A 26,613-nucleotide genomic window follows, 5' to 3' on the forward strand; every position below is an offset into this window, starting at 1 on the left:
GCCGGGGTGTTCCACCCTGGCGCGCCAGGGGCTAGCTTCGCGCCCTTCCGGAGAGATCGCCATGGCGGGTTCCGACCAGACCAAGAAGCCCTTCAAGCTGCGCAGCCAGCGCTGGTTCGATGACCCGGAGGATCCGGGCATGACGGCGCTCTACACCGAGCGCTACCTCAATTTCGGCCTGACGCGGGGCGAGCTGCAATCCGGCAAGCCGATCATCGGCATCGCCCAGACCGGCAGCGACCTCGCTCCCTGCAACCGCCACCATCTCGACCTGGCGAAGCGGGTGCGCGACGGCATCATCGCCGCCGGCGGCATCCCGCTGGAGTTTCCCATCCACCCGATCCAGGAAACGGGCAAGCGGCCGACCGCGGCGCTCGACCGCAACCTCGCCTATCTCTCCCTGGTCGAGGTGCTGCACGGCTATCCGCTGGACGGCGTGGTGCTGACCACCGGCTGCGACAAGACGACGCCCGCCTGCCTGATGGGCGCGGCGACGGTGAACATCCCGGCCATCGTGCTCTCCGGCGGGCCGATGCTGGACGGGCATTTCCGCGGCCAGCTCACCGGCTCGGGCACCATCGTCTGGGCGGCGCGCAAGCAGCTCGCGGCCGGCGAGATCGATTACGAGCGCTTCATGGAGCTCGTGGCCTCCAGCGCGACCAGCGTCGGCCACTGCAACACCATGGGCACGGCGCTGTCGATGAACTCGCTGGCCGAGGCGCTGGGGATGTCCCTCCCCGGCTGCGCCGCCATCCCCGGCCCCTACCGGGAGCGCGGGCAGATGGCCTATGCCACCGGGCGCCGCATCGTCGAGATGGTGCACGAGAACCTGCGTCCCTCGGACATCCTGACGCGCCAGGCCTTCGAGAACGCCATCGTCGCCGCCTCGGCCATCGGCGCCTCCACCAACTGCCCGCCGCACATCATCGCCATCGCCCGGCACATGGGCGTCGAGCTGAAGATCGAGGACTGGGACCGCATCGGCCACGACATCCCGCTGCTGGTGGACTGCCAGCCCGCCGGCCGCTTCCTCGGCGAGGCCTTCCACCGCGCCGGCGGCGTGCCGGCGGTGATGCGAGAGCTGCTGCAGGCCGGCAAGATCCATGGCGACGCCATGACCGTGACCGGCCGCAGCTACGCCTCCAACCTCGAGAGGCTGGAGGAGCCGGACCGCGAGGTGATCCGCGCCTATGGCACGCCGATGAAGCAGCATGCCGGCTTCGCCATCCTCTCGGGCAACGTCTTCGACAATGCGGTGATGAAGATCTCGGTCATCGACGAGAGCTTCCGCCGCCGCTTCCTCTCCGACCCGCCGAATGTCTTCGAGGGCAAGGTCGTGGTCTTCGAGGGGCCGGAGGACTACCACGACCGGATCGAGGACCCCTCGCTCGGCATCGACGAGCGCACCGTGCTGGTGATCCGCAATTGCGGCCCGGTCGGCTATCCGGGCAGTGCCGAGGTCGTGAACATGCAGCCGCCGGCGTCGCTGATCAAAGCCGGCATCGACACCCTGCCCACCATGGGAGACGGGCGGCAGAGCGGCACCTCCGGCAGCCCCTCCATCCTCAACGTCTCGCCCGAGGCGGCAGTCGGCGGCGGCCTCGCCCTGATGAAGTCCGGCGATCCGATCCGCATCGACCTCAATACCCGCAAGGTCGACCTGCTGATCCCCGAGGCCGAGCTCGCCGCCCGGCGCGCCGCCTGGCAGCCGCCGAAGCTACCGAACAAGACGCCTTGGGAGGAGATCCAGCGCAGCATGGTCGGGCAGCTCGGCACCGGGGCCTGCCTGGAGCCGGCGACGCTCTATCTCAACATCTTGGAGAGCAGGGGCGAGAGTCGCCACAACCACTGATCTCCAAACCGGGAGCGATTTGCGCGACGAATGGGTCTCATCGACACTTCGCATTGGCAGACGGGCGCAATCCATCCAAATCTAGCGCCAATGGGCCGGCGACAGCGCCGTCCCCTTCCATACGAGGTCGATGACCATGCCGCGCATTTCGCTTGCCGCCGCCCTGCTGCTCGGCCTGGGCGCGGCACCCGCCTTCGCCCAGAGCGGCGACGCCACGCCGGACTCGCCGTCGCGCACCCTGCTGCAGAACCAGCGCGCCTTCATCCCGGACCCGCCGACCACGCAGATGGCGCAGGACGCCAAGCCGGCGCCCGTGGCGAAGGATCGCCAGGCGCAAACGGGGCCGACCGCCCGCCCTGGGCGGCGCGTGGTCCTCGCCGACCGCACGGCCCGGTAGCTCCACGCGATCGATCCCCTCGCTGACGCCGCGACCCTGACGGGCCGCGGCGTTCTGCTGCCCGCCCCTGGCTTCCCCTGGCGGCCCCATTGACGCCGCAGACGCCGCCGCGATGATGGCGCCGGTACTGGGGCGGGGACGCGCAACATGGCGGGCAGGCTGCAAGGCAGGCGGTGCTTCGTGACGGCCGCGGGCCAGGGGATCGGCCGGGCCGCGGCCCTCGCCTATGCCGCCGAGGGCGCCAGCGTGGTCGCCACCGACCGCGATGCCGGCAAGCTCGCCGGCCTCGAGGCCGAGGGCATCGAGACCCGCGCGCTCGACGTGCTCGACGATGCCGCGGTGGCCGCCGCCCTCGCCGCCGCCGGCCCGCTCGACGTGCTGTTCAACTGCGCTGGCTTCGTGCACCAGAACACGGTCGAGAGCTGCACCGATGGCGACTGGGACTTCGCCTTCGCGCTCAATGTGCGGGCGATGTGGCAGACGATCCGCGCCGCCCTGCCCGGCATGCTCGGGAAGGGCGGCGGCGCCATCGTCAACATGGCCTCCGCCTGCTCCTCGGTGAAGGGCGCGCCGAACCGCTTCCTCTACGGCACCACCAAGGCCGCCGTGATCGGGCTGACCAAGTCGGTGGCGACCGACTATGTCGCCCGGGGCATCCGCTGCAACGCCGTCTGCCCCGGCACGGTGGACACGCCGAGCCTCGGCGAGCGGATCGCCGCCAACGCCGCGGCGGCCGGCGGGCTGGAGCAGGCGCGCGGCGCCTTCGTCGCCCGCCAGGCCATGGGGCGGCTCGCCACGGCCGAGGAGATCGCGGCGCTCGTCCTCTACCTCTCCGCCCCCGAGAGCACCTTCGTCACCGGCCAGGCCATCGTCATCGACGGCGGCTGGACGCTTTAGTTTGCGCGCCGGCGGCGAAGCCGCCACACCAACCCTTTGCGCCGGCGCGAGACATCGCAAGGAGACTTCCATGAAACTGCTGCGCTACGGCCCCGCCGGCCAGGAGAAGCCGGGCCTGCTCGACGCCTCGGGCACCATCCGCGACCTCTCGGGCAGCATCCCCGACCTCGCCGGGGATGCGCTGTCGCCGGCCGGGCTGCAGAAGCTCGCCGCGCTCGACCCCGCCTCGCTGCCCGCCGTGCCGGGCACGCCGCGCCTCGGCCCGCCGGTTGCGGGAATGAAGAACCTGGTCTGCATCGGGCTGAACTATGCCGACCACGCCGCCGAGACCGGCGCGCCGGTGCCGAAGGAGCCGATCGTCTTCCTGAAGTCGCTCGGCGCCCTCTGCGGGCCGAATGACGACGTCATCATCCCGAAGAACAGCGTGAAGACCGACTGGGAGGTCGAGCTCTGCATCGTCATCGGCAGCCGCGCGAAATGCGTCTCCGAGGCAGAGGCGCTGGAGCATGTCGCGGGCTACGCCGTCGGCAACGACGTCTCCGAGCGCGAGTGGCAGATCGAGCGCGGCGGCTCCTGGGACAAGGGCAAGGGCTGCGACACCTTCGGCCCGGTCGGCCCCTGGCTGGTGACGAAGGACGAGGTGCCGGACCCGCAGAACCTGTCGATGTTCCTCGAGATCGACGGCAAGCGGATGCAGAACGGCTCGACGCGGACGATGATCTTCGGCGTGAAGACCATCGTCAGCTACGTCTCGCACATGATCACCCTGCATCCGGGCGACGTCATCTTCACCGGCACGCCGCCCGGCGTCGGCCTCGGCCTGAAGCCGCCGGTCTTCCTGAAGGCAGGGCAGACCATGAAGCTCGGCATCGAGGGGCTCGGCGAGCAGACGCAGAAGACGGTCGCCTACCAGGGCTGACCGGCGCGGTCGTCTCGACCCTCGCCTCCCGTTGCCCTGCCGGGGCTTCGCCTCGGCAGGCTGTGACGCCCCTCGGGCTAGAGCGTGATCGCCTGAGGTGGAAACACCGGAAAGCGTGACTCACGTGATCAAACAACGGCCTGGACCATGATCCGCGACCCTGTGTGAGCGGATCATGGTCTAGAAGGGACTCACGGGATCCCCACGAAGCCGCGCAGCGGTTTCGTGGGGATCAATTACATGGTCGCGCCGAGCATCCAGGGCGCGAATTCGGCGGCGCCGAAATCGAAGCTCTCGCTCTTGCTGCGCTTCCCGCTCGCGGTCTCCAGCATCAGCCGGAAGATCCGCTCGCCCACCTGCTGCACCGTCTCCTCGCCGGTGACGATGGTGCCGCAATTGACGTCCATGTCCTCCTCCATCCGCTCGTACATCGGCGTGTTGGTCGCCAGCTTGATGGAGGGGGTAGGCTTGCAGCCGAAGACGCTGCCGCGGCCGGTGGTGAAGCAGAGCAGGTTGGCCCCGCCCGCCACCTGGCCGGTGGCGCCGACCGGGTCGTAGCCGGGCGTGTCCATGAAGACGAAGCCCTTCTTCGTCACAGGCTCGGCATAGCGCACGACATCGACGAGGTTGGTGCTGCCCGCCTTGGCCATGGCGCCGAGCGACTTCTCGAGGATGGTGGTCAACCCGCCGAGCTTGTTGCCGGGCGAGGGGTTGGCGTCCATCTCGGCGCCCTCGCGCCGCGTGTACTCCTCCCACCAGTGCATGACGTCGACCAGCTTCTGCCCCACCTCCGGGGAGACGGCGCGCCGGGTGAGGAGATGCTCGGCGCCGTAGGTCTCGGGCGATTCGCTCAGGATCACCGTGCCGCCATGGCGCACGACGAGGTCGGAGGCGGCGCCGAGGGCGGGGTTGGCGGTGATGCCGGAATAGCCGTCGGAGCCGCCGCATTGCAGGGCGACGCAGAGTTCGCTCGCCGGCACCGTCTCGCGCCGCACCGCATTGGCCTCGCCGAGCACCTCGCGGACGAAGTCGATCCCCGCCTGCACGGTCTTGCGGGTACCGCCCATCTCCTGGATCGCCATGTTGCGCAGCCGCCCGGCGAGCTTCTGCTCCTCCAGCAGCCCGCCGATCTGGTTCACCTCGCAGCCGAGGCCGATGGCGATGACATGGCTGAAATTGGCGTGCCGGGCGAAGCCGCCCAGGGTGCGGCGCAGCAGCGCCAGGGGCTCGCCCTGGGTCATGCCGCAGCCGGTCTTGTGGGTGAGCGCCACCACCCCGTCCACGTTCGGCCAGGCCGCCAGTGGATCCTCGCCGGTGAGCGGATTGCGGCGGAAGGCGAGCGCGATCAACTCCGCCGCATGCGCCGAGCAGTTCACGCTGGTGATGATGCCGATGTAGTTGCGCGTCGCCACCCGCCCATCGGCGCGGCGGATGCCCTGGAAGTTGGCGGGCACCGGCACCGGCTCGGTCGACCGGGCATCCTGGCCGAAGGCGTAGTCGCGGGCGAAGTCGCCCATGGCGAGGTTGTGGGTATGGACCCACTGGCCGGGCGCGATCGCCTCGGTGGCGAAGCCGATGATCTGGCCGTAGCGACGGACCGGCTCGCCCTTGGCATGCGGCCGCACCGCGATCTTGTGCCCGGCCGGGATGCGCACCGCGGTCGCGACGCCGGCGCCAACCGGCGTGCCCGGCGGCAGGACCTGGCGGGCGATGACGACGCCATCCTCCGGGTTAAGTCGGATGACCGGCGGCTGGGTAACAGCGTCCATGGCGGGCTCTCCCTTGCGGGCGCCATTCTAGAGCAGATCCCGATCAGGTGGACCCACCTGATCGGGTGAAGATGCTCTGAAAACAACCGGCTAGAGCTTTTACCGTGAACGCAGGTGAACGGGAAGTGCTCTAGGTCCAGCCGCCCGCCTGCGGAATACCTGCCCGTTGGCGGGCCAGCGCCGTCTCACGCGCCCTCCGGCACCTCCCCCTCGGCCAGGGCCGCATCGCCGGCCAGCCGGCTCGACAGCAGCTCGCCACGCCGCTCCAGCAGCGGATGCGCGACCAGGGCGAAATGCGCCCCGACGCGGCGCAGGTCGCGCACCGCGTCCAGCAGCAGCCCGGCGGCGCTGCCCTCGCCCTCGGCCAGGCGCCGCGCCGCCTCCCGCTCCGCCTCGCGCAGCCCCTCCTTGCCGCGCACCAGGGCGCGCGCCGCCTCGGCATCCTCCAGCATGAAGACCGCGATCGCCAGGCGGAGCTGCTCCTGCAAGGTCGCGTGCAGCGCCAGCACCTCCTGCAGCGCCTCGCCATCCAGCGCGCCGTCGCGCCGCTGCCGCTTGGCGGCGTGCCGCAGCAGGTCACGCTCGATCACGTCGGCGGCGTGCTCAAGGGCGATGGCGAAGGCCTGCACCTCCTGCAGCCGCCGCGCCTCCTCCTCGCCCAGCGTCTCGCGCGGGATGCGGCCGAGATAGGCATGCACCGCGCGGTGCAGCCGGTCGATCACGTCATCCAGCCGCGCTGCCGCCTTGGCCACGTCGCGGTCGGTGTCGCGGAAGGCCTCCGACGAGCCGCGCAGCATCGCCTCCACCTGATCGGCCATCCGCAGCACCTCGCGCGCCGCATTGGCCAGCGCCACCGAGGGGGTGCCGAGCGCCGCCTCGTCCAGGTAGCGCGGCGCCGCCGGATCGGCGGCGGTGCGGTCGGGCAACAGGCGCCGCAGCAGTCGCGCCAGCGCCGGCAGCAGCGGCAAGGTCAGCAGGGCGGTCAGCAGGTTGAAGCCGAGATGCGCATTGGCCACCAGCCGCGCCGGCGCCGGGTCCAGCGCCTGCAGCGCCGTCACCGCCTGCGGCAGCAGAGCGAGGCCGATCGCCACGCCGCCCAGCCGGTTCAGCAGGTTGCCGAGCGGCACGCGCAGCCGGCCTGGATCCTCGCGGTCGCCGCCCGCCTCCAGCAGCGGGTTCAGGGCGCTGCCGAGATTGGCGCCGAGCACCATCGCCACCGCCGCCTCGGGCGAGGCGACGCCGCTGCCGGCGAGGGAAGCGACGAAGAGCACGCCGGCGACGCTGGAATGCGCCGCCCAGGAGATCGCCGCCGCCAGCAGCAGGTTGGGCAGCGGCTGGTCGGCCAGGGCGGTGAGCAGCATGCGCAGGGTCGGCGAGGCCTCGACCGGCGCCATGCTGGCCAGCATCAGGCGCAGCGAGAGCAGCATCAGCCCGAGGCCGATGGCGACCCGGCCGAGATCGCGCGTCCGGGTGCGCTGGCCGCGGCGGAAGGCGACCACGCCGACCAGCACCAGCGCCGGGAAGACCGCCGAGACATCGAAGGAGAGAAGCTGGACGATCAGCGCCGTGCCGACATTGGCGCCGAGCATCGCCGCCAGCGCCGGCGCCAGCGCCACCGCCCCGGCGGCGGCGAAGGAGCCCACCATCAGGGCCGTGGCGGTGCTGCTCTGCAACACGGCGGTGACGCCCAGGCCGGCGAGGAAGGCGCGCAGCGGGTTGCCGAGCGCCAGGCCGAGGGCGTGACGCAGCCGGCTGCCGAAGGCGCGCTGCACGCCGCTCTGCACCATGTGCAGGCCCCAGAGCAGCAGCGCCGCCTCGCCCGCCAATTCCACGAGCAGCCTGGCCTCGTGCATCGCCCCCCGTCACCTCCCGCCGCAAGACCCTCCATCCTAGCGGTTGTGCGGCCGGCGTCGCCTCAAGGCTTCCGGCGCCGGCTCAGACCGCCCCGGCCACGGTGGTCCGGAACATCAGCCGCTGGTAGCGGGTGTGGTCGAAGAGGCTGGCGGTGTGCAGCGTCGCCAGATTGTCCCAGATCACCAGGTCGCCCACCTGCCAGCGATGCCGGTAGACGTAGCGCTCCTGCGCCGCGTGCCGCATCAAGGCCGCGATCAGCGCCTCGCCCTCGGCCGGCGACAGCCCCTCGACATGGCTGATGACCGCCGGGCAGAGAAACAGGGAACGGCGGCCGGTCACCGGATGCACCCGCACCAGCGGCTGCGAGACCGGCGGGAAGCGCCGCCGCGTCTCCGCCGACAGCGGCGGCTTGCCCGGGGTGTGCCGGCGGTTCCATTCCGCGAGGGTGTTGAGGTCATGCACCGCCCGCAGCCCCTCGATCCGCGCCTGCATCGCCGCCGGCAGTTCCTCATAGGCGGTGCCGGCGTCGAGCAGCCAGGTCTCGCCGCCCTCGGGCGGCACGATGGCGGCGTAGAAGAGCGAGGCCCGGCTCGGCACGGCGCGGTAGCTGCTGTCGGCATGCCATTGCTCGACGCCGGTGGCGAAATTCGCCCTGAGCCCGCCCGGCTCCTCGACATTGCCGACGCAGAAGATCTCCGGATGCTCGGGATGGGTATGGGCGGAGGCGGAATGCAGCTCCAGCGCGCCGAGACGCCGGCTGAAGGCCACCTGCGCCGCCGGGTCCCGCGGCAGGTTGCGCAGCAGCAGCACGCCATGGCGGTGCAGGGCGTCGAGGAAGGCGTCGATCTCCGCCTGCGGCAGGTCGCCGGCGATGCGGACATCGGTGAGCTCGGCGCCGAAGGTGGCGCCGAGCGGGCGCGCCGCGAGCGGAGGGGCGAGGTCGAGAAGCGGGCCGGCGCTCATGGGGCGGGTCTCCGTGCTGGATTGAGCGGGCCGGTGACGGGCGTTGCTTGGGCGCTCTCGCGCCGGGGGCGACGATGACTCCATGGGACGGATCAGGCCAGGGGGGCCGTTGACGCGGCGGGCCGCGCAGCCTCCGCTGCGCTGTCGGATTCGGGTCGGCCGGTCCGCCTTGGGGGGAGACTATCGTGGGACTGCATCGCCGCTCGCTGCTGGCCACTGCCTTGGCGCCGGCCCTGGCTGGCCCCGCTCTCGCCGAGGGCGGCCGCGCGCGGGTGCTGCGCTTCATGCCGCAGGCGGCGCCGGCGGTGTTGGACCCGATCTTCAACCCCACCACCATAGCCACCACGCATGGCTACTGCATCTTCGACACACTCTATGGCTGCGATTCGCGCTTCCGGCCGCAGCGGCAGATGGCCGAGGGCGAGGAGGTCTCGGCCGACCGGCTGACCTGGCGCATCCGCCTGCGCGAGAGGCTGCGCTTCCATGATGGCAGCCCGGTACGGGCGGCGGATTGCATCGCCTCGCTGCAGCGCTGGGCGGTGCGGGACGGCTTCGGCCAGGTGCTGGCGCGGGCGGTCGCGGCCTGGGAGGCGCCGGCCGAGCGGGAGCTGGTGATCCGCCTGCACCGCCCCTTCCCCGCCCTGCTCGATGCCCTGGCCAAGCCCGCCGCCAGCCCCGCCTTCATCATGCCGGAAGCCCTGGCCCGGCATCCGGCCGACCGGCCGATCGGCGTCGCCGAGATGATCGGCAGCGGCCCCTGGCGCTTCCTGCCCGGCGAGTTCGTCCAGGGCAGCCGCGCCACCTATGCCCGCAACGAGGCCTACCAGCCACGCAAGGAGCCGGCCGAGGCCGCGTCCGGCGGCAAGCGGGTGCATTTCGACCGGCTGGAGCTGGTCTGGATCCCGGATGGCGGCACCGCCGCGGCGGCGCTGCAGACCGGCGAGATCGACTGGATCGAGTACCCACTGCCCGATCTCGTGCCGGTGCTCGACCGCGACCGGGCGCTGCGCACCCAGATCTACGACCCCAACGGCTTCCTCGGCTTCCTGCGCTTCAACCAGCTGCACCCGCCCTTCAACGATGTCGCGGTGCGCCGCGCCATCCGCGATGCGCTGGTGCAGTCGGACTACATGGCCGCCGTCGCCCTGCCGGGGGACTGGCAGGAATGCCACGCCGTCTTTCCCTGCGGCCTGCCGGGGGTAACCGAAGTTCCGGCCGCGCCCGGCGGCGAGCAGGCAATGCAGCGCGCCCGCGAGGCGCTGCGGGCGGCGGGGTACCGGGGCGAGCGGGTGGTGCTGATCAATCCCAGTGACTTCCCCGCCGTCACCCAGCAGGGTCGGGTCAGCGCCGAGCTGATGCGCCATCTCGGCGTCAACATCGAGCTGGTTGAGAGCGACTGGGCGACCATCATCGCCCGCCGGGCCAACAAGGCGCCGCCGGCGCAGGGCGGCTGGAACCTGCACAACACGAATTTCCCGGCCGCCGCCGTCGCCAACCCGGCAGTCAGCCCGATCATCCGGGGCCATGGCGAGCGCGCCTGGTTCGGTTGGCCGAGCGACCCGGCCAGCGAGGCGGCGGTGGAGGCCTGGATCGAGGCACCCGATGCCGCCGGCCAGGCTCGCGCCATGGCGACGCTGCAGGAGGCGGCCTGGGCCAGCGTGCCCTTCGCGCCGACCGGCCTGTTCCGCCTGCGCACCGCCTTCCGCGCCGACCTTACCGGCGTGCTGCAGGGGCCGAACCCCTTCCTGTGGAACCTGCGGCGCGGCTAAGGGTCAGAGCATGATCGCCTGAGGTGAAAACACTGAAAAGCGTGACTCACGCGATCAAACAACGGCCTGGACCATGATCCGCGAACCTGTGTGAGCGGATCACGGTCTAGCCGGCGCCGATCACCTTGATCCGGCGGCCATCGACGCCGAGCGCCAGCCGGCCGGATTTCAGCGCCAGCGCCGCCTCGCCGAAGACCTCGCGCCGCCAGCCATGCAGGGCGGGCAGGTCCGGCTGCGCCTCGGCCGCCAGCCGGTCGAGATCCTCCGAGCTGGCGAGCAGCTTCGGCGCCACGTGGTGCTCCTCCGACTTGGCGGCGAGCAGCACCTTCAGCAGCGCCACCAGGGCCGGCGAGGGCGAGGGGCCGTGCCGGTCCTTCGGCGGCTCCGGCAGGGCGCTCTCCGGCAGGGAGCGCGCCTCCTTGATGGCGGCGAGCAGCCCGGTGCCGCTGCGGCCCTTGGCGAAGCCTTCCGAGATGCCGCGCGCCCGGGCCAGCTCGGCCGGGCTGTCCGGCGTGGTGGCGGCGAGCTCGAGCAGCGTCTCGTCCTTCACCAGGCGCTGACGGGGGATGTTGATCCGCTGCGCCTCCCGCTCGCGCCAGGCGGCGATCGCCCGCAGCATGCCGAGGAAGCGGCGGTTGGTGGTGCGGGGCTTCAGCCGCTCCCAGGCATTCTCCGGCTCGGTGCGGTAGGTGGCGGGCTCGGCGAGCACCGCCATCTCCTCCGCCACCCAGTCGAGCCGCCCTTCCCGCTCCAGCCGCTCCTTCAGCGCCACGTAGATGCGGCGCAGATGCGTGACATCGGCCGCGGCATAGGCGATCTGCGAGGCCGAGAGCGGCCGGGCCGACCAGTCGGAGAAGCGGTGCGCCTTGTCGATCTGCGCCCCGGCCAGCGCCCGCGCCAGCCCGTCATAGCTCACCTGGTCGCCGAAGCCGGCCACCATGGCGGCGACCTGGGTATCGAAGAGCGGGGTCGGCACGGCGCCGAATTTCAGCAGGAAGATCTCCACATCCTGCCGCGCGGCATGGAAGACCTTGACGATCTCGGGATTGGCCAGAAGGGCGCCAAGCGGGGCGAGGTCGATCCCCTCCGCCAGCGCATCCACCACCGCGACCTCCCCGGCCCCGCCGAGTTGGACCACGCAGAGCTCGGGCCAGTAGGTCCGCTCCCGCATGAACTCGGTATCGACCGTAACGAAGGCCTCTCCACTGAGCCGCTCGCAGAGGGCGGCAAGGTCGGCGCTGGTGGTGATCAGGGCCGGGATTTCGGCGGGCGGACGGCGGCTCATGGCATGGCTTCTACCGCCGCGGGAGGCGGCGGGAAAGCCATGCGGCTTGACAGGACCGCCCCCGGTCCCCTCTTACCCGCGACTTCCAGCAAGGCCAGGTCGATCGCCCCATGCACGCCTACCGCACCCATGACTGCGGCGCGCTCCGCGCCACCGATGCCGGCAGCACGGCGCGCCTCTCGGGCTGGGTGCATCGGAAGCGGGACCATGGCGGGCTGCTGTTCATCGACCTGCGCGATCATTACGGTATCACGCAATGCGTCGTCGCGCAGGGCTCGCCGGTCTTCGCCGCCGCCGACCGGCTGCGGCCGGAGAGCGTCGTCACCCTGACCGGCGAGGTGGTGCCGCGCGAGCCCGGCACCGTGAACCCGCGCCTGCCGACCGGCGAGATCGAGCTGCGGGTGCGCGAGCTCGCGGTGCAGTCCGAGGCCGGGGTGCTGCCGATCCAGGTGGCGGGCGAGGCGGAATTCCCCGAGGACCTGCGGCTGCGCTACCGCTTCCTCGACCTGCGGCGGGAGAAGCAGCACCGCAACATCCTGCTGCGCAGCCGGGTCATCACCTCGATCCGGCGGCGGATGATCGAGCAGGGCTTCACCGAGTTCCAGACGCCGATCCTGACGGCCTCCAGTCCGGAAGGCGCCCGCGACTACCTGGTGCCGTCCCGCCTGCATCCCGGCACCTTCTACGCCCTGCCGCAGGCGCCGCAGCAGTTCAAGCAACTCGCCATGGTGGCGGGCTTCGACCGCTACTTCCAGATCGCCCCCTGCTTCCGCGACGAGGCTTCCCGCGCCGACCGCTCGCCCGGAGAGTTCTATCAGCTCGACTTCGAGATGAGCTTCGTCACGCAGGAGGACGTCTTCGCCGCCATCGAACCGGTGCTGGCCGGCGTCTTCGAGGAATTCGCCGATTTCACCGGCACCCGGCGGGCGGTGACGCCGGCCCCCTTCCCGCGCATCCCCTTCGACACGGCGATGCTGGAATTCGGCTCCGACAAGCCGGACCTGCGCAACCCGCTGCGCATCCGCGACGTGACCGAGCAGTTCCGCGGTGGCGCCTTCGGCCTGTTCGCCCGCAACATCGAGAAGGGCGCGGTGGTGCGCGCCATCCCGGCGCCGGGCGCCGGCGGCAACCCGCGCAGCTTCTTCGACAAGCTGAACGAATGGGCGCGCGAGAGCGGCGCCGGGGGTCTCGGCTACATCACCTTCGCGAATGGCGAGCCGCAGGGCCCGATCGCCCGCAACCTCGAGCGCGAGCGGGCGATCGCCATCCGCGACGCGATAGGCCTGAAGGATGGCGACGCGGTCTTCTTCGCCTGCGACAAGGAAGCGGCGGCGGCCAAGTTCGCCGGCCAGGTCCGCACCCGGCTCGGCAACGAGCTCGGCTTGATCGAGAAGGACGCCTACCGCTTCTGCTGGGTCACCGACTTCCCGATGTACGAGCTGAACGAGGAGACCGGGCAGATCGACTTCAGCCACAATCCCTTCTCCATGCCGCAGGGGGAGCTGGAGGCGCTGAACAGCCAGGACCCGCTGACCATCAAGGCCTATCAGTACGACATCGTCTGCAACGGCATCGAGCTCTCCTCGGGCGCCATCCGTAACCACAGGCCGGACATCATGATCCGCGCCTTCGAGATCGCCGGCTACTCGGCGGAGGTGGTGGAGCAGCGTTTCGGCGGCATGCTGAACGCCTTCCGCTACGGCGCGCCGCCGCATGGCGGCTCGGCGCCGGGCATCGACCGCATTGTCATGCTGCTGGCCGACGAGCCGAACATCCGCGAGGTCATCCTCTTCCCGATGAACCAGCAGGCCGAGGACCTGATGATGGGCGCCCCGGCGCCGGTCGAGCCGGCCCGGCTGAAGGAGCTGCACATCCGCCTCGACCTGCCGCCGGCGAAGGGCCCCGGCGAAAAGGGTTCTGGCGAAAAAGGTTCCGGCGAGAAGGGTGCCGCGCCGGCCAAAGCCTCCTAGATCGATCCCTGGCTGTCCCTCGACAGCCCGGGCATGCTCCCGGAAGGTGATGACGGAGCCGCAGGCGTCCCGAGGGCCGATCCGCCCCGCGGCGCCCGGCTTCGGCTGCGATCGATGAACCGAAGGATCCACCCGATGCCGCTGCGTCGCTTCCTGATCGCCGCGTTGACCGTCCCCCTGGTCGCGCTCGGCGCGGCGGTCGCCCTGCCCGGCCGGGCGGCGGAGCCGGGCGTGGAGGCCATGGTCGGCCACCGCGCCGCCTATCGCCTCACCCTCGACAAGGTGCGCGACAATTCCGACATCGCCCGCGCCGAGGGCGTGATGCTCTACGAGGTGGTCGATTCCTGCGATGGCTGGGCGACGCGGCAACGCTTCCAGCTTCGCCTGACGGATCGCGACGGGCAGGATGTGGAGACCGCTTCCGACTATTCGACCTTCGAGACGAAGGACGGAAAGAAGATCCGATTCAGCCTCACCCAGACCAGCCAGGGCGCCGTTTCCCAGCGCGTCGCCGGCGAGGCGGAGGTGACGCCGGATGGCGGCACCGTCACCTATACCGAGCCGGAGCAGAAGGAGGAGGCGCTGCCCAAGGGCACGCTGCTGCCGATGCTCCACACCATCCGCAGCCTCGCCGCCGCGCGCGCCGGGACGCGCATGATGGTGGTGCCGCTCTTCGACGGCACCAGCCCGGACGGCGCGCAGGACACGACGACGGTGATCTCCGCCTGGACCCCGCCGCAGCCGAATGCCCGTTTCCCCGACCTGGCGAAGCTCGGCAGCGCGCGGATGCGCGTCGCCTTCTTCGACCGCAAGGATGATGGCTCGGGCGGCGGCGCCAGCGCGCCGGATTACGAGGTGGGGCTGCGTTACTACGAGAACGGCGTCGCCGACGAGATGTCGATGGATTTCGGCGAGTTCAGCGTGAACGGCGCCCTGCAGGAGCTGGCGATCCTGCCCAATCCCTGCTGAGGCCGGCACCGGCCACGCAGATCCCAGGCATCCCCGATGAAGCCCCGGCCCCGCGCCGGGGCTTTTTCGTTGCGTCGCCGGCCGGGGAATGCGGCGGGGCGGTTTGACGCATCGCAGCACGGCGTGATTACCTGCCTGTCAGGAACGCCTCCGCCACACGGTTCGAACAATCATACCCATACCCGTGCAGGAGACCCGCCATGGCCGCGGCAGCCGCAAACGCGTCCACCATTCCCGTCCTCGATCTCGGTCCCTACCTGGCCGGGGCGCCGGGCGCACTCGAGGCCACCGCCGCGCAGCTTCGCCATATCTGCGAGACCATCGGCTTCCTCTTCGTCGTGAACCACGGCGTGCCGGCCGGCCTGGTCGCCGAGACCTTCGAGGCGGCGGCGCGTTTCCACGCCCTGCCGCTGGAGGAGAAGCTGGCGGTGAAGGTGAACCCCGTGCTGCAGGGCTACATGCCGCTGCGCGGCAGCACCACCCGCACCTCCAGCCTCAGCACCGGCAACAAGCCGAACGAGAACGAGGCCTTCTTCATCAAGCGCAGCGGCGGCGATGCCGGTCCGGAGGACCGCTGGCCCGCCAGCCTGCCAGCATTCCGCGAGACGGCGCTGCGCTACTACGATGCGATGGACGGGCTGGCGCAGCGGATGCTGCCGCTCTACGCCACCGCGCTCGACCTGCCCGCCGACTATTTCGCGCCGCTCTGCGACACGCCGCTGACCGGCCTGCGGCTGACCCATTACCCGCCCGCCGCCTATGGCGCGAACGAGTACGGCATCGCCCCACACTCCGATTCCAGCTTCATCACCCTGCTGGCGCAGAACAAGGTGCCGGGGCTGCAGGTGCGCACGCCGGAGGGCGAATGGATCGACGCGCCGGTGGTGCCGGACAGCTTCGTCGTCAATACCGGCGACATCCTGCATCGCTGGAGCAACGGCCGCTTCATCTCCACGCCGCACCGCGCCTTCAACACCTCCGGCGGGCCGCGCTACGCCATCCCCTACTTCTTCCACCCCAATCCCGACACGCTGATCGACTGCCTGCCGAGCTGCGCCGTCTTCGGCGAGGCGCCGCGCTACGAGGCGATGACGACGGACCAATACATGGCCTGGTTCCGCGGGCAGAATTACGACCATGTCCGCAAGGCGAACGCGGCCTGAGGCGAGGCGCCCCGCCATGCGCCGCATGCGCCCGCTCCTCCTCGCCGTCGCGCTCGCCCTGCTGCCCTGCTTCGCTGGCGCGCAGGAGAAGACGCTCCGCGTCTCCCTGAACACCGAGCTGCAGGTGCTCGACCCGATTGTCACGACCATCAACGCGACGCGCGTCTTCGCCTACATGGTCTATGACACGCTGGTCGGCATCGACAGCGCCGGCCGCTACCATCCGCAGATGCTGGAAGGCTGGGAGGTGAGCGAGGACCGCCTCACCTGGCGCTTCCGCCTGCGCGAGGGACTGGAATTCTCCGACGGCACGCCGGTGACGGCGGAGGATTGCGTCGCCTCGATCCGCCGCTGGGCGAAGCGCGAGGCGCTCGGCCGCCTGATGCTCACCGGCGCCCGGGGCTTCGAGGTGGTGGATGCGCGCAGCTTCGTGCTGACCCTGAACCGGCCTTTCGCCTTCGTCATCGAGGCGCTCGGCAAGCCGGGCCACACCATTCCCGTCATCATGCCGGCACGGCTGGCCAACCTGCCGGCCGACAAGGCGGTCCCCGAGGTTGTCGGCTCCGGCCCGCTGCTGTTCCGCCAGGCGAGCTGGCGCCCGGGCGACCGCGCCGTCTTCGAGCGTAACCCGCGCTACCGCCCGCGCGCCGAGCCGCCGGACGGGCTGGCCGGCGGCAAGGCGATGAAGCTCGACCGCGTGGAGCTCATCAGCATGCCCGACCAGGCGACGCGCGTGGCGGCGCTGCAGGCGGGCGAGCTCGATATGCTCGAGATCGTGCCCTTCCACTTCATCCCCATGTTGCAGCGGAACCGCGGCATCACCATCGCCAGCCAGCGCGGCGTGGAGCAGATGGTCTCCATCCTCAACGTCAACCACGCCCAGCCGCCCTTCAACGACATCAAGGTCCGCCGCGCCCTGCAGGCGGCGATCGAGCAGCCGGACGTCATGGCCTCGCTCGGCCTGCCCGCCGGCATGTCGATGGAGTGCCACTCGATCTACATGTGCGACGCGCCCCTCACCAGCGATGCCGGCACCGGGGTGTACAAGGGCGCGGGCATCGAGCGCGCCAGGGCGCTGCTGAAGGAGAGCGGCTACAAGGGCGAGCCGGTCGTCTTCCTGCATGCGGAGAGCTCGGCGCTGCTCAACCCGATCGGGCTGGTCATGGCCGACCAATTGCAACGGGCGGGCTTCAACGTCGATCTGCGCACCTCGGACTATGCGACGGTGGCGCAGCGGCGGCTGAGCCGCGCGCCGGCGGAGGCCGGGGGCTGGAGCGTGGCGCCGATCGTCTGGAACGGCATCGACCTCATCAACCCGCTCGCCAATCCGGCGGTGTCCTATGACTGCTCGGAGTACAATCCGGGCTGGTATTGCGACGAGGAGACCAAGGGGCTGCTGGCGCAGGTGGCCGAAACCGCCGATCCGGCGGCGCAGAAGGCGATCGCGGCGAAGCTTCAGGCCGCCTTCCACCGCAACGTCAACTACGTGCTCGGGGGCCAATTCTCGGCGCCCGTCGCCTACCGCTCGGACCTCGCCGGCGTCGTGCCCTTCGCCTTCCCGGTCTTCTGGAACATCGCGCGGAAATAGCACCGATCGCGGTGGATGCGCGACCGGTGCATCCACCGCGATCGGGCCGCCCCTCGCAGCCTTAACCGTCCTCGACCACCACCACCGCCTCGAGCCCCAGCGCGGCGCCGAGCGCCTCCACCCGGCGCAGCACGCTGTCGCCGGCAAAGACGCCGCCGCCCTCGGCGAGGCGCAGCACCAGCCGGCCACCGTCCCGCCGCAACGAGACGCCGGCGAGCAGCGCCGGCGTGCCGCCGCAGAGCGTATAGGCAAGGCGCAGCGCCGCCGCGAGCGCCTCGGCCCGGCGGATCGCCGGGATGTCCAGCAGCACCCGGGTCGGCGCCATGAAGGGCGCGTTCGGCTCGGCCTCGTAGCGCAGCGCGGCGACCAGGGCGAGGAAGGCGCGGGCATGGTGGTCGAGCCCGACGCCGTTCTGCCGCAGCACCCGCAGGAAGGCCTGTTCGGCGCGGTATTCCGGATGGTCGTGGCTGCCGATATCGGAGAGCCAGCAGGCCGCCTCCCGCAGCTTGCGCGAGGCGCTGTCCTGCTCGGCGAAGACCGGATCGACCCAGGCGAGCAGCGCCGGCGGCAGGCCAGGATCGCGCCCCCAACGCAGCGCCAGCTCCCGCGCCGCCGCCAGCAACGGGTCCTCCGCCCGCGTCTCGGGCGGCAGCAGCCTGGCATACCAGCCCTCGCGCAGCCCATTGGCCGAGAAGACCACGCGCCCCGCCCCGGTCGCGCGCAACAGCCGCCGCAGCGCCACCGCCGCGAAGGGGAGGTCGCCGAGCCGCTTCTGCGGCGCGCCCGGCATGCGCTCGAGCGTCCGGCGCGAGGCGGCCATGACGACGCCGGCGAGATCGCGCGCCTCCTCCCGCCGCAGCACGTAGTGGTGGACGATGGCGAGCGGGTAGCCGGTCTGGGCGATGTGCATCCGCGCCAGCGCCCGCCACGCACCGCCGACGAGGTAGAGATCGCGCCCGGCGCCCTCCGCGAGCCAGGGCACGCCGCCGAGCTCCTTCTCGGCCACCGCCCGTGCCCGCACCACGTCGCCGCCCGCCCGCTCGGCGAGGCGGATGACGCCGAGCGGCAGCGAGGCGGCCCGGGTCGCGCGCCCCGTCTCCAGCCGCACCACCTCGAGGCTGCCGCCGCCGATATCGCCGAGAATGCCGTCGGCATCGGGAAAGCCGAGCAGCACGCCCTCGGCCGAGAGGGCGGCCTCCTGCTCGCCGGGCAGGATGCGGATCGGCACGCCGGGCAGCCGCTTCTGCAAGGCGGCGACGAAGCCCGGCCCGTTGCTCGCATCGCGCACCGCCGCCGTCGCCAGCACTTCCAGCGGTTCGGCATGCATGGCCCGTGCCACGGCCTGGTAGCGCGCGAGTACGGTGAGGGCCTGGCCGATCGCATCCTCGTTCAGGCGGCCGCTCGCCTGCAGCCCGCGGCCAAGGCCGAGAACGGCCTTCTCGTTGAAGATGGCGAGCGGGTTGCGCCCGGTGCCCTCGAAGATGACGAGGCGCACGGAATTCGAGCCGAGATCGACGACGCCGCTGCGGCCGGGGCTGCCGGCGGCGGGCCTGCTACCCGGATGGGAAGGAACCATGGTGTCCAAGCGGATCAGTCCTGTGCCACGCGATCCTGCCGGGCGCGGCGGCTGCCCTGCGTGGTCGTCCGCCGCAAGGCGCTGCCGCGGCCCGACAGCGAGGGGTTGGTCATGAAATACTCGTGCGCCGAGACCGGGTTCGCGCCGGGATCGACGCGCACCCATTCGCCGCCCGGCTGCAGCTGCCAGCTCTGCGCCGTGTCCTTCAGGTTCACCACCATGATCTGGTCGAGCACCTGTGCATGCACCGTGGGATTCTCCACCGGCACCAGCGTCTCGACGCGCCAGTCCATGTTCCGGGCCATCCAGTCGGCCGAGGAGATATAGACCCGGGCGCGCCGCGAGGGGAGGCGGTGGCCGTTGCCGAAGGCGATGATGCGCGAATGTTCCAGGAAACGCCCGACGATCGACTTCACCCGGATGGTCTCGGACAGGCCGGGGACGCCCGGCCGCAGGCAGCAGATGCCGCGCACCACGCAATCCACCTTCACCCCGGCCTGGCTCGCCCGGTAGAGCGCGTCGATGAGCTGGGTGTCGACCAGGCTGTTCATCTTCAGCCAGATGCCGGCCGGCTTGCCCTCGCGCGCGAAGCGGATCTCCTGCTCGATCAGGCCGAGCAGCGTCGGCCGCGTCGTCAGCGGCGAGAAGGCGAGCGCCTCCATCGTCTCCGGCCTTGCATAGCCGGTCATGTAGTTGAACAGCTTCTGCGCGTCCCGCGTCAGCGCCGGATCGGCGGTGAAGAAGGAAAGGTCGGTATAGATGCGCGCGGTCACCGGATGATAATTGCCGGTGCCGAAATGCGCGTAGGAGCGCAGCGCCACGCCCTCGCGGCGCACGACGAGGCTGACCTTGGCATGGGTCTTCAGCTCGACGAAGCCGAAGACCACCTGCACCCCGGCCGCCTCCAGCTCACGCGCGAGGGCGATGTTGCGCTCCTCGTCGAAGCGGGCCTTCAGCTCGACCATGGCGGTCACGCTCTTGCCGGATTCCGAGGCCTCGATCAGCGCCCGGGCGATCGGGCTGTCGCGGCTGGTGCGGTAGAGCGTCTGCTTGATGGCGACGACGTTCGGATCGCGCGCCGCCTGCCGCAGGAACTGCACCACCACGTCGAAGCTCTCATACGGATGGTGGACGATGATGTCCTTGGCGCGGATCGCCGCGAAGCAGTCGCCGCCGAAATCGAGGATCCGCTCCGGGAAGCGCGGGGTGTAGGGCGTGAAGAGCAGGTCGGGCCGGTCGTCGACGATGAGCTGCTTCAGGTCGGCGATGCCGAGCAGCCCGTCGACCACCACGACGCTGCCGGGCGAGGCGTCGAGCTCCTCGACGACGAACTCGACCATGTCGGCCGGCGTCGCGGCGGTGACGGTGAGGTGGATCGGCCGGCCGCGGCGGCGCCGCTTCAGCGCCGTCTCGTAGGACCGCACCAGGTCCTCCGCCTCCTCCTCGAACTCCACGTCGGTGTCGCGGATCAGCCGGAACAGCCCGTGCTCGGCCGGGATGAAGCCGGGGAAGAGCCGGCCGAGGGAGAGGGTGATCGCATCCTCGAGCAGCAGGAAGCGGATCACCTTCTCGCCCTCCGTCGCGGGCAGGCGGATGAAGCGGTCGATCTGCGGCGGCAGCGGCAGCAGCGCCCGCATGGTGCCGCCATCCTCCTCGCGCACCAGCTTCAGCACCATGCAAAGCGCGAGGTTGGTGATGAAAGGGAAGGGATGCGCCGGATCGACTGCGAGCGGCGTGAGCACCGGGAAGACCCGCTCCATGAACCAGTTCGAGAGCCAGTCCCGGTCGGCCTCGCTCAGCGCCTCGGGGGTCGCCAGCACCAGCCCGGCCGAGGCGAGCAGGCCGCGCAGCTCCCGCCACTCGCGCTGCTGGTCATCGATCAGCTCCTTCGCCCGCGCCAGGATCTCGGCCAGTTGCTGCGAGGGCGTACGGCCGTCCGGCGACAGGGTGGCGATGCCCGCCCGCTCCTGCCCGATCAGCCCGGCGACGCGGACGGAATAGAACTCGTCGAGGTTGGACGCCGAGATCGCCACGAAGCGCAGCCGCTCCAGCAGCGGGTGAGTCGCGTTCGCCGCCTCCTCCAGCACCCGGGTGTTGAAGTCGAGCCAGGAGAGCTCGCGGTTGATGAAGCGCGCCGGTTGATCAAGGGCGACCGCCGGCTCGGCCTCGGCGGATGGCAGCACTTCGGCGAGCGACATGGGATGGAGCCTCCGGCGTCGATGCCGCCGACCCTACAGCAGGGTCGGGGTCGACGGCCAATCGGCTTCCCTGACTGCCATCGAATCGTCATCCGCGATTGTTTCGGCAAGTTCCGGCCATTCCGCCAGCACCGCCCGCGCCAGGGCCCGGGTGACGCGGCCGCCGGCGGCGAGCGCGGCGCGGTCGAGCCGGGCCGCGGCCTCGGCCATGGCCGCCGCCTCGCGCGGCAGGCGGGCGAGCAGCCAGTCCTGTACGCCGCGCTCGACGCGGAGTTGGCGCAGCCGGAAATGCCGCCGCAGCAGGGCGGCGAGCAGCGCATCGCTTGGCGGATGCAGCGCCACGGCCCCCATGGCGCGCAGTCGGCTGCGCAGGTCGGGCAGCCCGACGCGCCAGCGGGCCGGCGCCTCCCGCCCCGCGAGCAGCAGGCGCTGGCCACGCTCGGCGCAGAGGTTGAGCAGGTGCAGCAGCGCCTCCTCCTCCGGCGCGCAATCCGCATCGTCGAGGACGAGGCCGGCGCCGGCCGGCACCTCGGGCAGGCCGCGCAGCGCGAGGCCGTCCATCGCCGGCCAGCGCCGCGCCGCGGCGAGGCCGCGCAGCATGTGCGTCTTGCCGGTCGCCGCCGGCCCGTAGAGGCCGAGCCGCCCGCCGGGCCAGCGATCCGGCCGCTGCAGCCAGGCGAGCGCCTCGGCATTGGAGCCGTCCTCCAGCACCTCCTCCTCCGCCCAGGTCGCGGCGATGGGCAGGGGCAAGGCGAGCTGCCGCGGCGGGATGGGCGGGCGGTCCTCCGGTGGCATCAAAGCCCCGTGCGTGGCGGGTCGAGATAGAGCGGGCTCTCGAGGTAGCGCCGCAGCCAGTAGCGGGCGATGACGCCGGCCACCGCCGCGATCGGCACGGCGAGCAGCACGCCGAGGAAGCCGAAGGCGACGCCGCCGGCGAAGAGGGCGAAGATCACCCAGACCGCGTGCAGCTCCACCCGGTCGCCGAGCAGGCGTGGATAGATGATGTAGCCCTCGACCACCTGCCCGGTGAGGAAGATGGCGAGCACCGTCAGCACCCCGTTCCAGGTGCCGAATTGCGCCAGCGCCAGGCCGAGCGCCGTCAGCAGCCCGGTGATGGAGCCGATATAGGGGATGAAGGACAGGATGCCGGAAAGCAGCCCGACGGTCAGGCCAAGCTCGAGCCCGATCGCCGAGAGCGCGGCGGCGTAGTAGACGGCGAGCAGCGCGCAGCAAAGAAGCTGCCCGCGCAGCCAGGCCGAGAGCAGGCGGTCGGTGTCGCGGGCGAGCTGGCGCAGCGTCGAGGCGGAGCGCCGCGGCAGCCAGGCATCCACGCGCAGCACCATGCGCGGCCAGTCGCGCAGCAGGTAGAAGGCGACGACCGGCGTCACCGTGACCAGGGTGAAGACGTTGAACAGCGCGACGCCGCCGCCGAGCAGCCGCGCGACCGAGGTGCCGAGCCAGGAGATGATCGCCCCGGCCTGGCCCACCGCGAGGTCCTGCAGCCGCGTGTCGAAGACATCCGGGCCGAGCCGGGCGGAGAGCAGGATCAGCGCGTCCCGCACCGCCTGGCCGACGCCGATCACGTAGCTCGGCAGGCGTTGCAGCAGCACCGTCACCTGCGAGATCAGCAGCGGGTAGAGCAGCAGCAGGCCGAGCAGCGCCACCGCCACCATGCCGAGCACCAGCAGCAACGCGGCCAGGCCGCGCGGCAGGCCGATGCGGCTCAGCCGGGCCGCCACCGGGTCGAGGAAATAGGCGATCACCGCCGCCAGCACGAAGGGCGTCAGGATCTGCGAGAACAGCCAGAGGGCGAGCAGCAGGGCGGCCCCGAGCCCGGCGAAGAGCGCGATGCGCTGGCCGCGGGTGGAGACGCGCGCCGCCCCGGCCGGCCGCGCCGGCTCCGGCCGGGGCCGCAACGGCGGCGGCGGCGCATCAGCGGGCATGCCGCCCGCCGGGGGTCGCGCCACGCCGCGCTCGGCGGGCAGCCGCGTCATCGCCGCCTCACGGCGCATCCGGCGTCGCGCGCGGACGCCGCAGGGTCGCGGCGACGTAGAGGGCGCCCGAGGCGAAGGTGGAGAGCGCGACGGCCCAGATCATCAGCCTCAGCAGGCCGCTCGCGGAGAGGCCGAAGCCCGCCAGCAGCAGGGCGAGCGCGGCGAGGGCGATCTGCAGCGCAGTGTTCACCTTGGAGACGATGAGCGGGCGGATCGCCGGCGGCTGGCCCAGCACCCAGAGCACGAGCACGCCGCCGACGATCAGCAGGTCGCGGAAGACGACCAGGATCGCCAGCCAGTCCGGCAGCACGCCGATGGCGGCGAGGGTGACATAGACCGAGACCAGCAGCGCCTTGTCCGCCACCGGGTCGAGCAGGGCGCCAAGCGCGCTGCGGGCGTTCCGCGCCCGCGCCAGCCAGCCATCGACGGCGTCCGAGATGCCGGCGCCGACGAAGAGCAGGAAAGCGAGGTCGAGCCGGTGCTGCAGGATCAGCCAGACGGTTGCCGGCACGGCGCAGAGCCGCGCCAGGGTGATGAGGTTGGGCAGGGTGACGAGCACGGCGGGCGCCGCACCCTCCGGCTCCCCACCCTCCCGCCCGGGCTCAAGGCCCGCTGGCAAGGACCAGACGCCAGGCTTCGCCCGGCCGCGGCCCGGCGGCGGGGGCGAGTTGGATGCCGAGCCCGGCGAGGTCGCCGGCCGCGACCTCCGTCGGCACCCGCAGCCCGAGCCGCACCCGGGCCGCATCCACCGCGATGGCGCGGAGCTCGACCGAGGCCACCGGGCCCGCGCCCTTCAGCCGCCGCAGCAATTCCAGCCACTCGCCCATGGAATGATAGATGGCGACGGCATCCACCCAATTCGAGGCCGGCCCGCCGGGCGAGGCTCCGCCTGCCACCGGGGCCGGCGCGGGCGGCGCCAGCCCCGGCACCCGGCCGGCCAGCGCGCTCCGCACCCGGTTGCCGTTGAAATTCACGGTGATCCGGCCGGCATAGCGGGTCGGGGAGGTGCGCTCCTGCTCGATGACGATCGAGTTCACCATGTTGTCTATCTGCGAATCGGAGAGGTTCGGCGCCGTGGTCCCCGCCTCGGTGGCGAGCTTCTCCCAGGCGGCGCGGCGGCCGGCGGCCAGCGCGCGCTCCTTCGCCAGCACGCCGTTCTCGGCGCTCGCCTCGGCCGGGATGCCGCGTTGGGTGAGGTTCAGCGTCGGGCCGGCCGATTCGGGCGGCGTGACCAGCCCAACAGATGGTGCGGTGGCCGGCTCGGCGGGAAGCTGCGCCGCGGCGGGGAATGCGGCCCCGAATGCGACCGCCAGCGCTCCTGCCAACACGACCGCCAGGCGGCCTGCCCTGCCGCGCGCCATGCCTGCCGCCCCAACCCTGCGGATCCCCGCCATCGGCCCTCTCCTGCCCCGGGATCGCCCCCGGCCGCAACCTTGTCCGCGCCGTGGGCCCCGCCTCGCGCCGGGACCGCCGATGCGGTTCGACTGGACCGTGAGCGACCGGCGCGGCCAAGCTGGCCGCAGCCGGCGGATGCCGGTCTGGACACGGCCTGCATCCGAGGCCAGCGAGTCTCTGGACTCCGGCGCGCGGCGCGCGTAGGGCGCGGCGACCACGGCCGTGACGCCGCCTTGAATCCCATAGCCGATCGGAGGCCGCCCTGACCAGTTCCCCTGATGTCACGTCCGGTACGAATGCCGGCGGCAGCCTGACCTATCGCGAGGCCGGGGTGGATATCGAGGCCGGCGATGCGCTGGTCGAGGCGATCAAGCCCCTGGCGAAGTCGACCGACCGCCGCGGCACGATGGGCGGGCTGGGCGGTTTCGGCGCGCTGTTCGACCTGAAGGCCGCGGGCTTCGCCGATCCGGTCCTCGTCTCCTCGACCGATGGCGTCGGCACCAAGCTGCGCCTGGCGATCGAGGCCGGGCGGCATGCGACGGTCGGCATCGACCTGGTGGCGATGTGCGTCAACGACCTCGTGGTGCAGGGGGCGGAGCCGCTCTTCTTCCTCGACTACTTCGCCACCGGCCGGCTGCAGCCGGACCAGGCGCGCGACGTCATCGCCGGCATCGCCGCCGGCTGCCGCGAGGCCGGCTGCGCCCTGGTCGGCGGCGAGACGGCGGAGATGCCGGGCATGTATGCCGCGGGCGATTACGACCTCGCGGGCTTCGCCGTCGGCGCGGCGGAGCGCGGGGCGCTGCTGCCGAAGCCGGTCGGGCCGGGCGACGTGCTGCTCGGCCTCGCCAGCAGCGGCGTGCATTCCAACGGCTTCTCCCTGGTGCGGCGGGTGGTCGCGGCCGGCGGGGCGGCGCTCGACGCCGCCGCCCCCTTCGCCCCCGGCCAGACCCTGGCCGAGGCGCTGCTGGCGCCGACGCGCCTCTATGTGCGGCCGCTGCTCGCCTTGCACCGCGCCGGGCTGCTGAAGGCGGCGGCGCACATCACCGGCGGCGGCCTGCCGGGCAACCTGCCGCGGGTGCTGCCCAAGGGCGTCACCGCGGTGATCGACGCCACCGCCTGGCCGGTGCCGCCGGTCTTCGCCTGGCTCGCCCGTACCGGCAATGTCGCGGCGGATGAGATGCTGCGGGTCTTCAACTGCGGCATCGGCATGGTCGCCGTGGTCGCGGCGGCCGAGGCCGAGGCGGCGATGCGGCAGCTCACCAAGGCGGGCGAGCGCGTCTTCCGCATCGGCGCGCTGGAGGCCGGCGCCGGGCCGGCCGGGCTGCGCATCGAGAAGCTGCCCGCCGCCTGGCCGCGCTGAGATGCCGCGCCTGCGCACCGCCATCCTGATCTCCGGCCGCGGCTCCAACATGGCGGCGCTGTTGGCCGCCGCGCGTGACCCGGCCTATCCGGCCGAGATCGCCCTGGTGCTGTCGAACCGCGCCGAGGCGGCCGGTCTCGCCCGCGCCGCCGAGGCCGGCGTGCCGACCGCCGTGATCGAGAGCCGGGCGCATCGCGGCGACCGCGCCGGCTTCGAGGCGGCGATGCAGGCGGTGCTGGAGCGGCACGGCATCGGGCTGATCGCGCTCGCCGGCTTCATGCGCGTCCTCACCCCAGGCTTCGTCGAGCGCTGGGCTGGCCGGCTGGTGAACATCCACCCCTCGCTGCTGCCCGCCTTCCCCGGGCTCGAGACGCATGAGCGGGCGCTCGCCGCCGGCGTGCGGCTGCATGGCTGCACCGTGCACCTCGTCAGCGCCGGGGTGGATGAGGGGCCGATCCTCGTGCAGGCCGCGGTGCCGGTGCTGCCGGCGGACACGCCCGACTCGCTCGCCGCCCGGGTGCTGGCGGAGGAGCACCGGATCTATCCGGCGGCGCTGGCCTGGCTGGCGGCGGGCCGGGTGCGGGTGGAGGCGGGCCGCGTCACCGTGGCCGATGCCCCGGCGCCGCAGGCCGCGCTCGTCAACCCCTTGCCGGAACCCGCGCCGCTTCCTACACCCTCGCACCGGATCGGATGAG

Annotated in this window: 21 protein-coding genes; 11 read left to right on the forward strand and 10 right to left on the reverse strand. The window is 71.9% G+C overall.

What is annotated here, in order from left to right; all coding sequences use genetic code 11:
- Nucleotides 1–61 precede the first annotated feature (61 nt).
- The 4 genes from HJG45_RS15190 to HJG45_RS15205 all read left to right on the forward strand — a co-directional run bounded on the left by HJG45_RS15190 (nucleotide 62) and on the right by HJG45_RS15205 (nucleotide 4,065).
- Nucleotides 62–1,852: an IlvD/Edd family dehydratase gene (locus tag HJG45_RS15190; RefSeq protein WP_171612953.1), complete on the forward strand. Its 1,791-nt coding sequence runs from the start codon at nucleotides 62–64 to the stop codon at nucleotides 1,850–1,852.
- 136 nt (nucleotides 1,853–1,988) lie between these two features.
- Nucleotides 1,989–2,249 carry a hypothetical protein gene (locus tag HJG45_RS15195; RefSeq protein WP_171612954.1) on the forward strand — a complete coding sequence of 87 codons (261 nt, stop codon included), beginning with the start codon at nucleotides 1,989–1,991 and terminating at the stop codon, nucleotides 2,247–2,249.
- A 147-nt stretch (nucleotides 2,250–2,396) separates the two neighbouring features.
- Nucleotides 2,397–3,146 carry an SDR family oxidoreductase gene (locus HJG45_RS15200; RefSeq protein WP_171612955.1) on the forward strand — a complete coding sequence of 250 codons (750 nt, stop codon included), beginning with the start codon at nucleotides 2,397–2,399 and terminating at the stop codon, nucleotides 3,144–3,146.
- Between the two features lie 70 nt (nucleotides 3,147–3,216).
- Complete coding sequence (locus tag HJG45_RS15205) at nucleotides 3,217–4,065, forward strand: fumarylacetoacetate hydrolase family protein (RefSeq protein WP_171612956.1); 849 nt, start codon at nucleotides 3,217–3,219, stop codon at nucleotides 4,063–4,065.
- Between the two features lie 236 nt (nucleotides 4,066–4,301).
- Here the strand turns inward: HJG45_RS15205 and HJG45_RS15210 are convergent, their stop codons facing one another.
- The 3 genes from HJG45_RS15210 to HJG45_RS15220 all read right to left on the reverse strand — a co-directional run bounded on the left by HJG45_RS15210 (nucleotide 4,302) and on the right by HJG45_RS15220 (nucleotide 8,651).
- Complete coding sequence (locus HJG45_RS15210; protein WP_171612957.1) at nucleotides 4,302–5,834, reverse strand: UxaA family hydrolase; 1,533 nt, start codon at nucleotides 5,832–5,834, stop codon at nucleotides 4,302–4,304.
- A gap of 185 nt (nucleotides 5,835–6,019) precedes the next feature.
- The gene (locus HJG45_RS15215) at nucleotides 6,020–7,687 is read right to left on the reverse strand and encodes a Na/Pi cotransporter family protein (RefSeq protein ID WP_171612958.1); all 1,668 of its coding nucleotides are present in this window, start codon (nucleotides 7,685–7,687) and stop codon (nucleotides 6,020–6,022) included.
- An 82-nt stretch (nucleotides 7,688–7,769) separates the two neighbouring features.
- Entirely contained in the window at nucleotides 7,770–8,651 is an 882-nt protein-coding gene (locus HJG45_RS15220; protein WP_171612959.1) for a TauD/TfdA family dioxygenase, read from the reverse strand.
- Between the two features lie 185 nt (nucleotides 8,652–8,836).
- On the opposite strand from HJG45_RS15220, the gene HJG45_RS15225 reads away from it, so the two are divergent.
- On the forward strand, nucleotides 8,837–10,420 hold the full coding sequence (locus HJG45_RS15225; protein WP_368040601.1) for an ABC transporter substrate-binding protein: 1,584 nt from the start codon (nucleotides 8,837–8,839) through the stop codon (nucleotides 10,418–10,420).
- A gap of 106 nt (nucleotides 10,421–10,526) precedes the next feature.
- Here HJG45_RS15225 and rnd read toward each other — a convergent pair whose 3' ends face one another.
- Nucleotides 10,527–11,705, reverse strand: a complete 1,179-nt coding sequence (gene rnd, locus HJG45_RS15230; protein ID WP_171612960.1) for a ribonuclease D — start codon at nucleotides 11,703–11,705, stop codon at nucleotides 10,527–10,529.
- Nucleotides 11,706–11,815: 110 nt separating this feature from the next.
- On the opposite strand from rnd, the gene aspS reads away from it, so the two are divergent.
- The 4 genes from aspS to HJG45_RS15250 all read left to right on the forward strand — a co-directional run bounded on the left by aspS (nucleotide 11,816) and on the right by HJG45_RS15250 (nucleotide 17,395).
- Entirely contained in the window at nucleotides 11,816–13,675 is a 1,860-nt protein-coding gene (aspS, locus tag HJG45_RS15235; protein ID WP_171612961.1) for an aspartate--tRNA ligase, read from the forward strand.
- 135 nt (nucleotides 13,676–13,810) lie between these two features.
- A complete protein-coding gene (locus HJG45_RS15240; protein WP_254452544.1) occupies nucleotides 13,811–14,644 on the forward strand; it encodes a cell envelope integrity EipB family protein in 834 nt (277 codons plus the stop codon).
- A gap of 200 nt (nucleotides 14,645–14,844) precedes the next feature.
- Entirely contained in the window at nucleotides 14,845–15,807 is a 963-nt protein-coding gene (locus HJG45_RS15245) for an isopenicillin N synthase family oxygenase (RefSeq protein ID WP_171612963.1), read from the forward strand.
- A 16-nt stretch (nucleotides 15,808–15,823) separates the two neighbouring features.
- Nucleotides 15,824–17,395 carry an ABC transporter substrate-binding protein gene (locus tag HJG45_RS15250; protein WP_254452545.1) on the forward strand — a complete coding sequence of 524 codons (1,572 nt, stop codon included), beginning with the start codon at nucleotides 15,824–15,826 and terminating at the stop codon, nucleotides 17,393–17,395.
- Between the two features lie 61 nt (nucleotides 17,396–17,456).
- Here HJG45_RS15250 and HJG45_RS15255 read toward each other — a convergent pair whose 3' ends face one another.
- Genes HJG45_RS15255 through HJG45_RS28820 form a run of 6 tightly spaced genes read right to left on the reverse strand, consistent with a single transcriptional unit; the run spans nucleotide 17,457 to nucleotide 24,557 of the window.
- Nucleotides 17,457–18,971 carry a Ppx/GppA family phosphatase gene (locus HJG45_RS15255; RefSeq protein ID WP_171613175.1) on the reverse strand — a complete coding sequence of 505 codons (1,515 nt, stop codon included), beginning with the start codon at nucleotides 18,969–18,971 and terminating at the stop codon, nucleotides 17,457–17,459.
- A 14-nt stretch (nucleotides 18,972–18,985) separates the two neighbouring features.
- Nucleotides 18,986–21,169 (reverse strand): RNA degradosome polyphosphate kinase, encoded by a 2,184-nt coding sequence (locus HJG45_RS15260; RefSeq protein ID WP_171612965.1) that lies wholly within the window; start codon nucleotides 21,167–21,169, stop codon nucleotides 18,986–18,988.
- A gap of 33 nt (nucleotides 21,170–21,202) precedes the next feature.
- On the reverse strand, nucleotides 21,203–21,964 hold the full coding sequence (locus HJG45_RS15265; RefSeq protein ID WP_171612966.1) for an HdaA/DnaA family protein: 762 nt from the start codon (nucleotides 21,962–21,964) through the stop codon (nucleotides 21,203–21,205).
- Complete coding sequence (locus HJG45_RS15270; RefSeq protein ID WP_254452546.1) at nucleotides 21,964–23,163, reverse strand: AI-2E family transporter; 1,200 nt, start codon at nucleotides 23,161–23,163, stop codon at nucleotides 21,964–21,966. Before HJG45_RS15270 ends, HJG45_RS15265 begins: the two co-directional genes overlap by 1 nt.
- Nucleotides 23,164–23,170: 7 nt before the next feature.
- The gene (locus HJG45_RS15275) at nucleotides 23,171–23,782 is read right to left on the reverse strand and encodes a CDP-alcohol phosphatidyltransferase family protein (RefSeq protein ID WP_254452547.1); all 612 of its coding nucleotides are present in this window, start codon (nucleotides 23,780–23,782) and stop codon (nucleotides 23,171–23,173) included.
- A complete protein-coding gene (locus HJG45_RS28820) occupies nucleotides 23,766–24,557 on the reverse strand; it encodes a hypothetical protein (RefSeq protein WP_254452548.1) in 792 nt (263 codons plus the stop codon). Before HJG45_RS28820 ends, HJG45_RS15275 begins: the two co-directional genes overlap by 17 nt.
- A 263-nt stretch (nucleotides 24,558–24,820) precedes the next feature.
- Here HJG45_RS28820 and purM point away from each other — a divergent pair, with 263 nt between their 5' ends.
- Together purM and purN are read left to right on the forward strand one after the other, a co-directional pair.
- Nucleotides 24,821–25,918, forward strand: a complete 1,098-nt coding sequence (gene purM / locus HJG45_RS15280) for a phosphoribosylformylglycinamidine cyclo-ligase (protein WP_171613177.1) — start codon at nucleotides 24,821–24,823, stop codon at nucleotides 25,916–25,918.
- A 1-nt stretch (nucleotide 25,919) separates the two neighbouring features.
- Nucleotides 25,920–26,612: a phosphoribosylglycinamide formyltransferase gene (gene purN / locus HJG45_RS15285; RefSeq protein ID WP_171612968.1), complete on the forward strand. Its 693-nt coding sequence runs from the start codon at nucleotides 25,920–25,922 to the stop codon at nucleotides 26,610–26,612.
- The last annotated feature ends 1 nt before the right edge of the window (nucleotide 26,613 follow it).

Source organism: Roseicella sp. DB1501 (assembly GCF_013112485.1).
Lineage (GTDB): Bacteria > Pseudomonadota > Alphaproteobacteria > Acetobacterales > Acetobacteraceae > Paracraurococcus.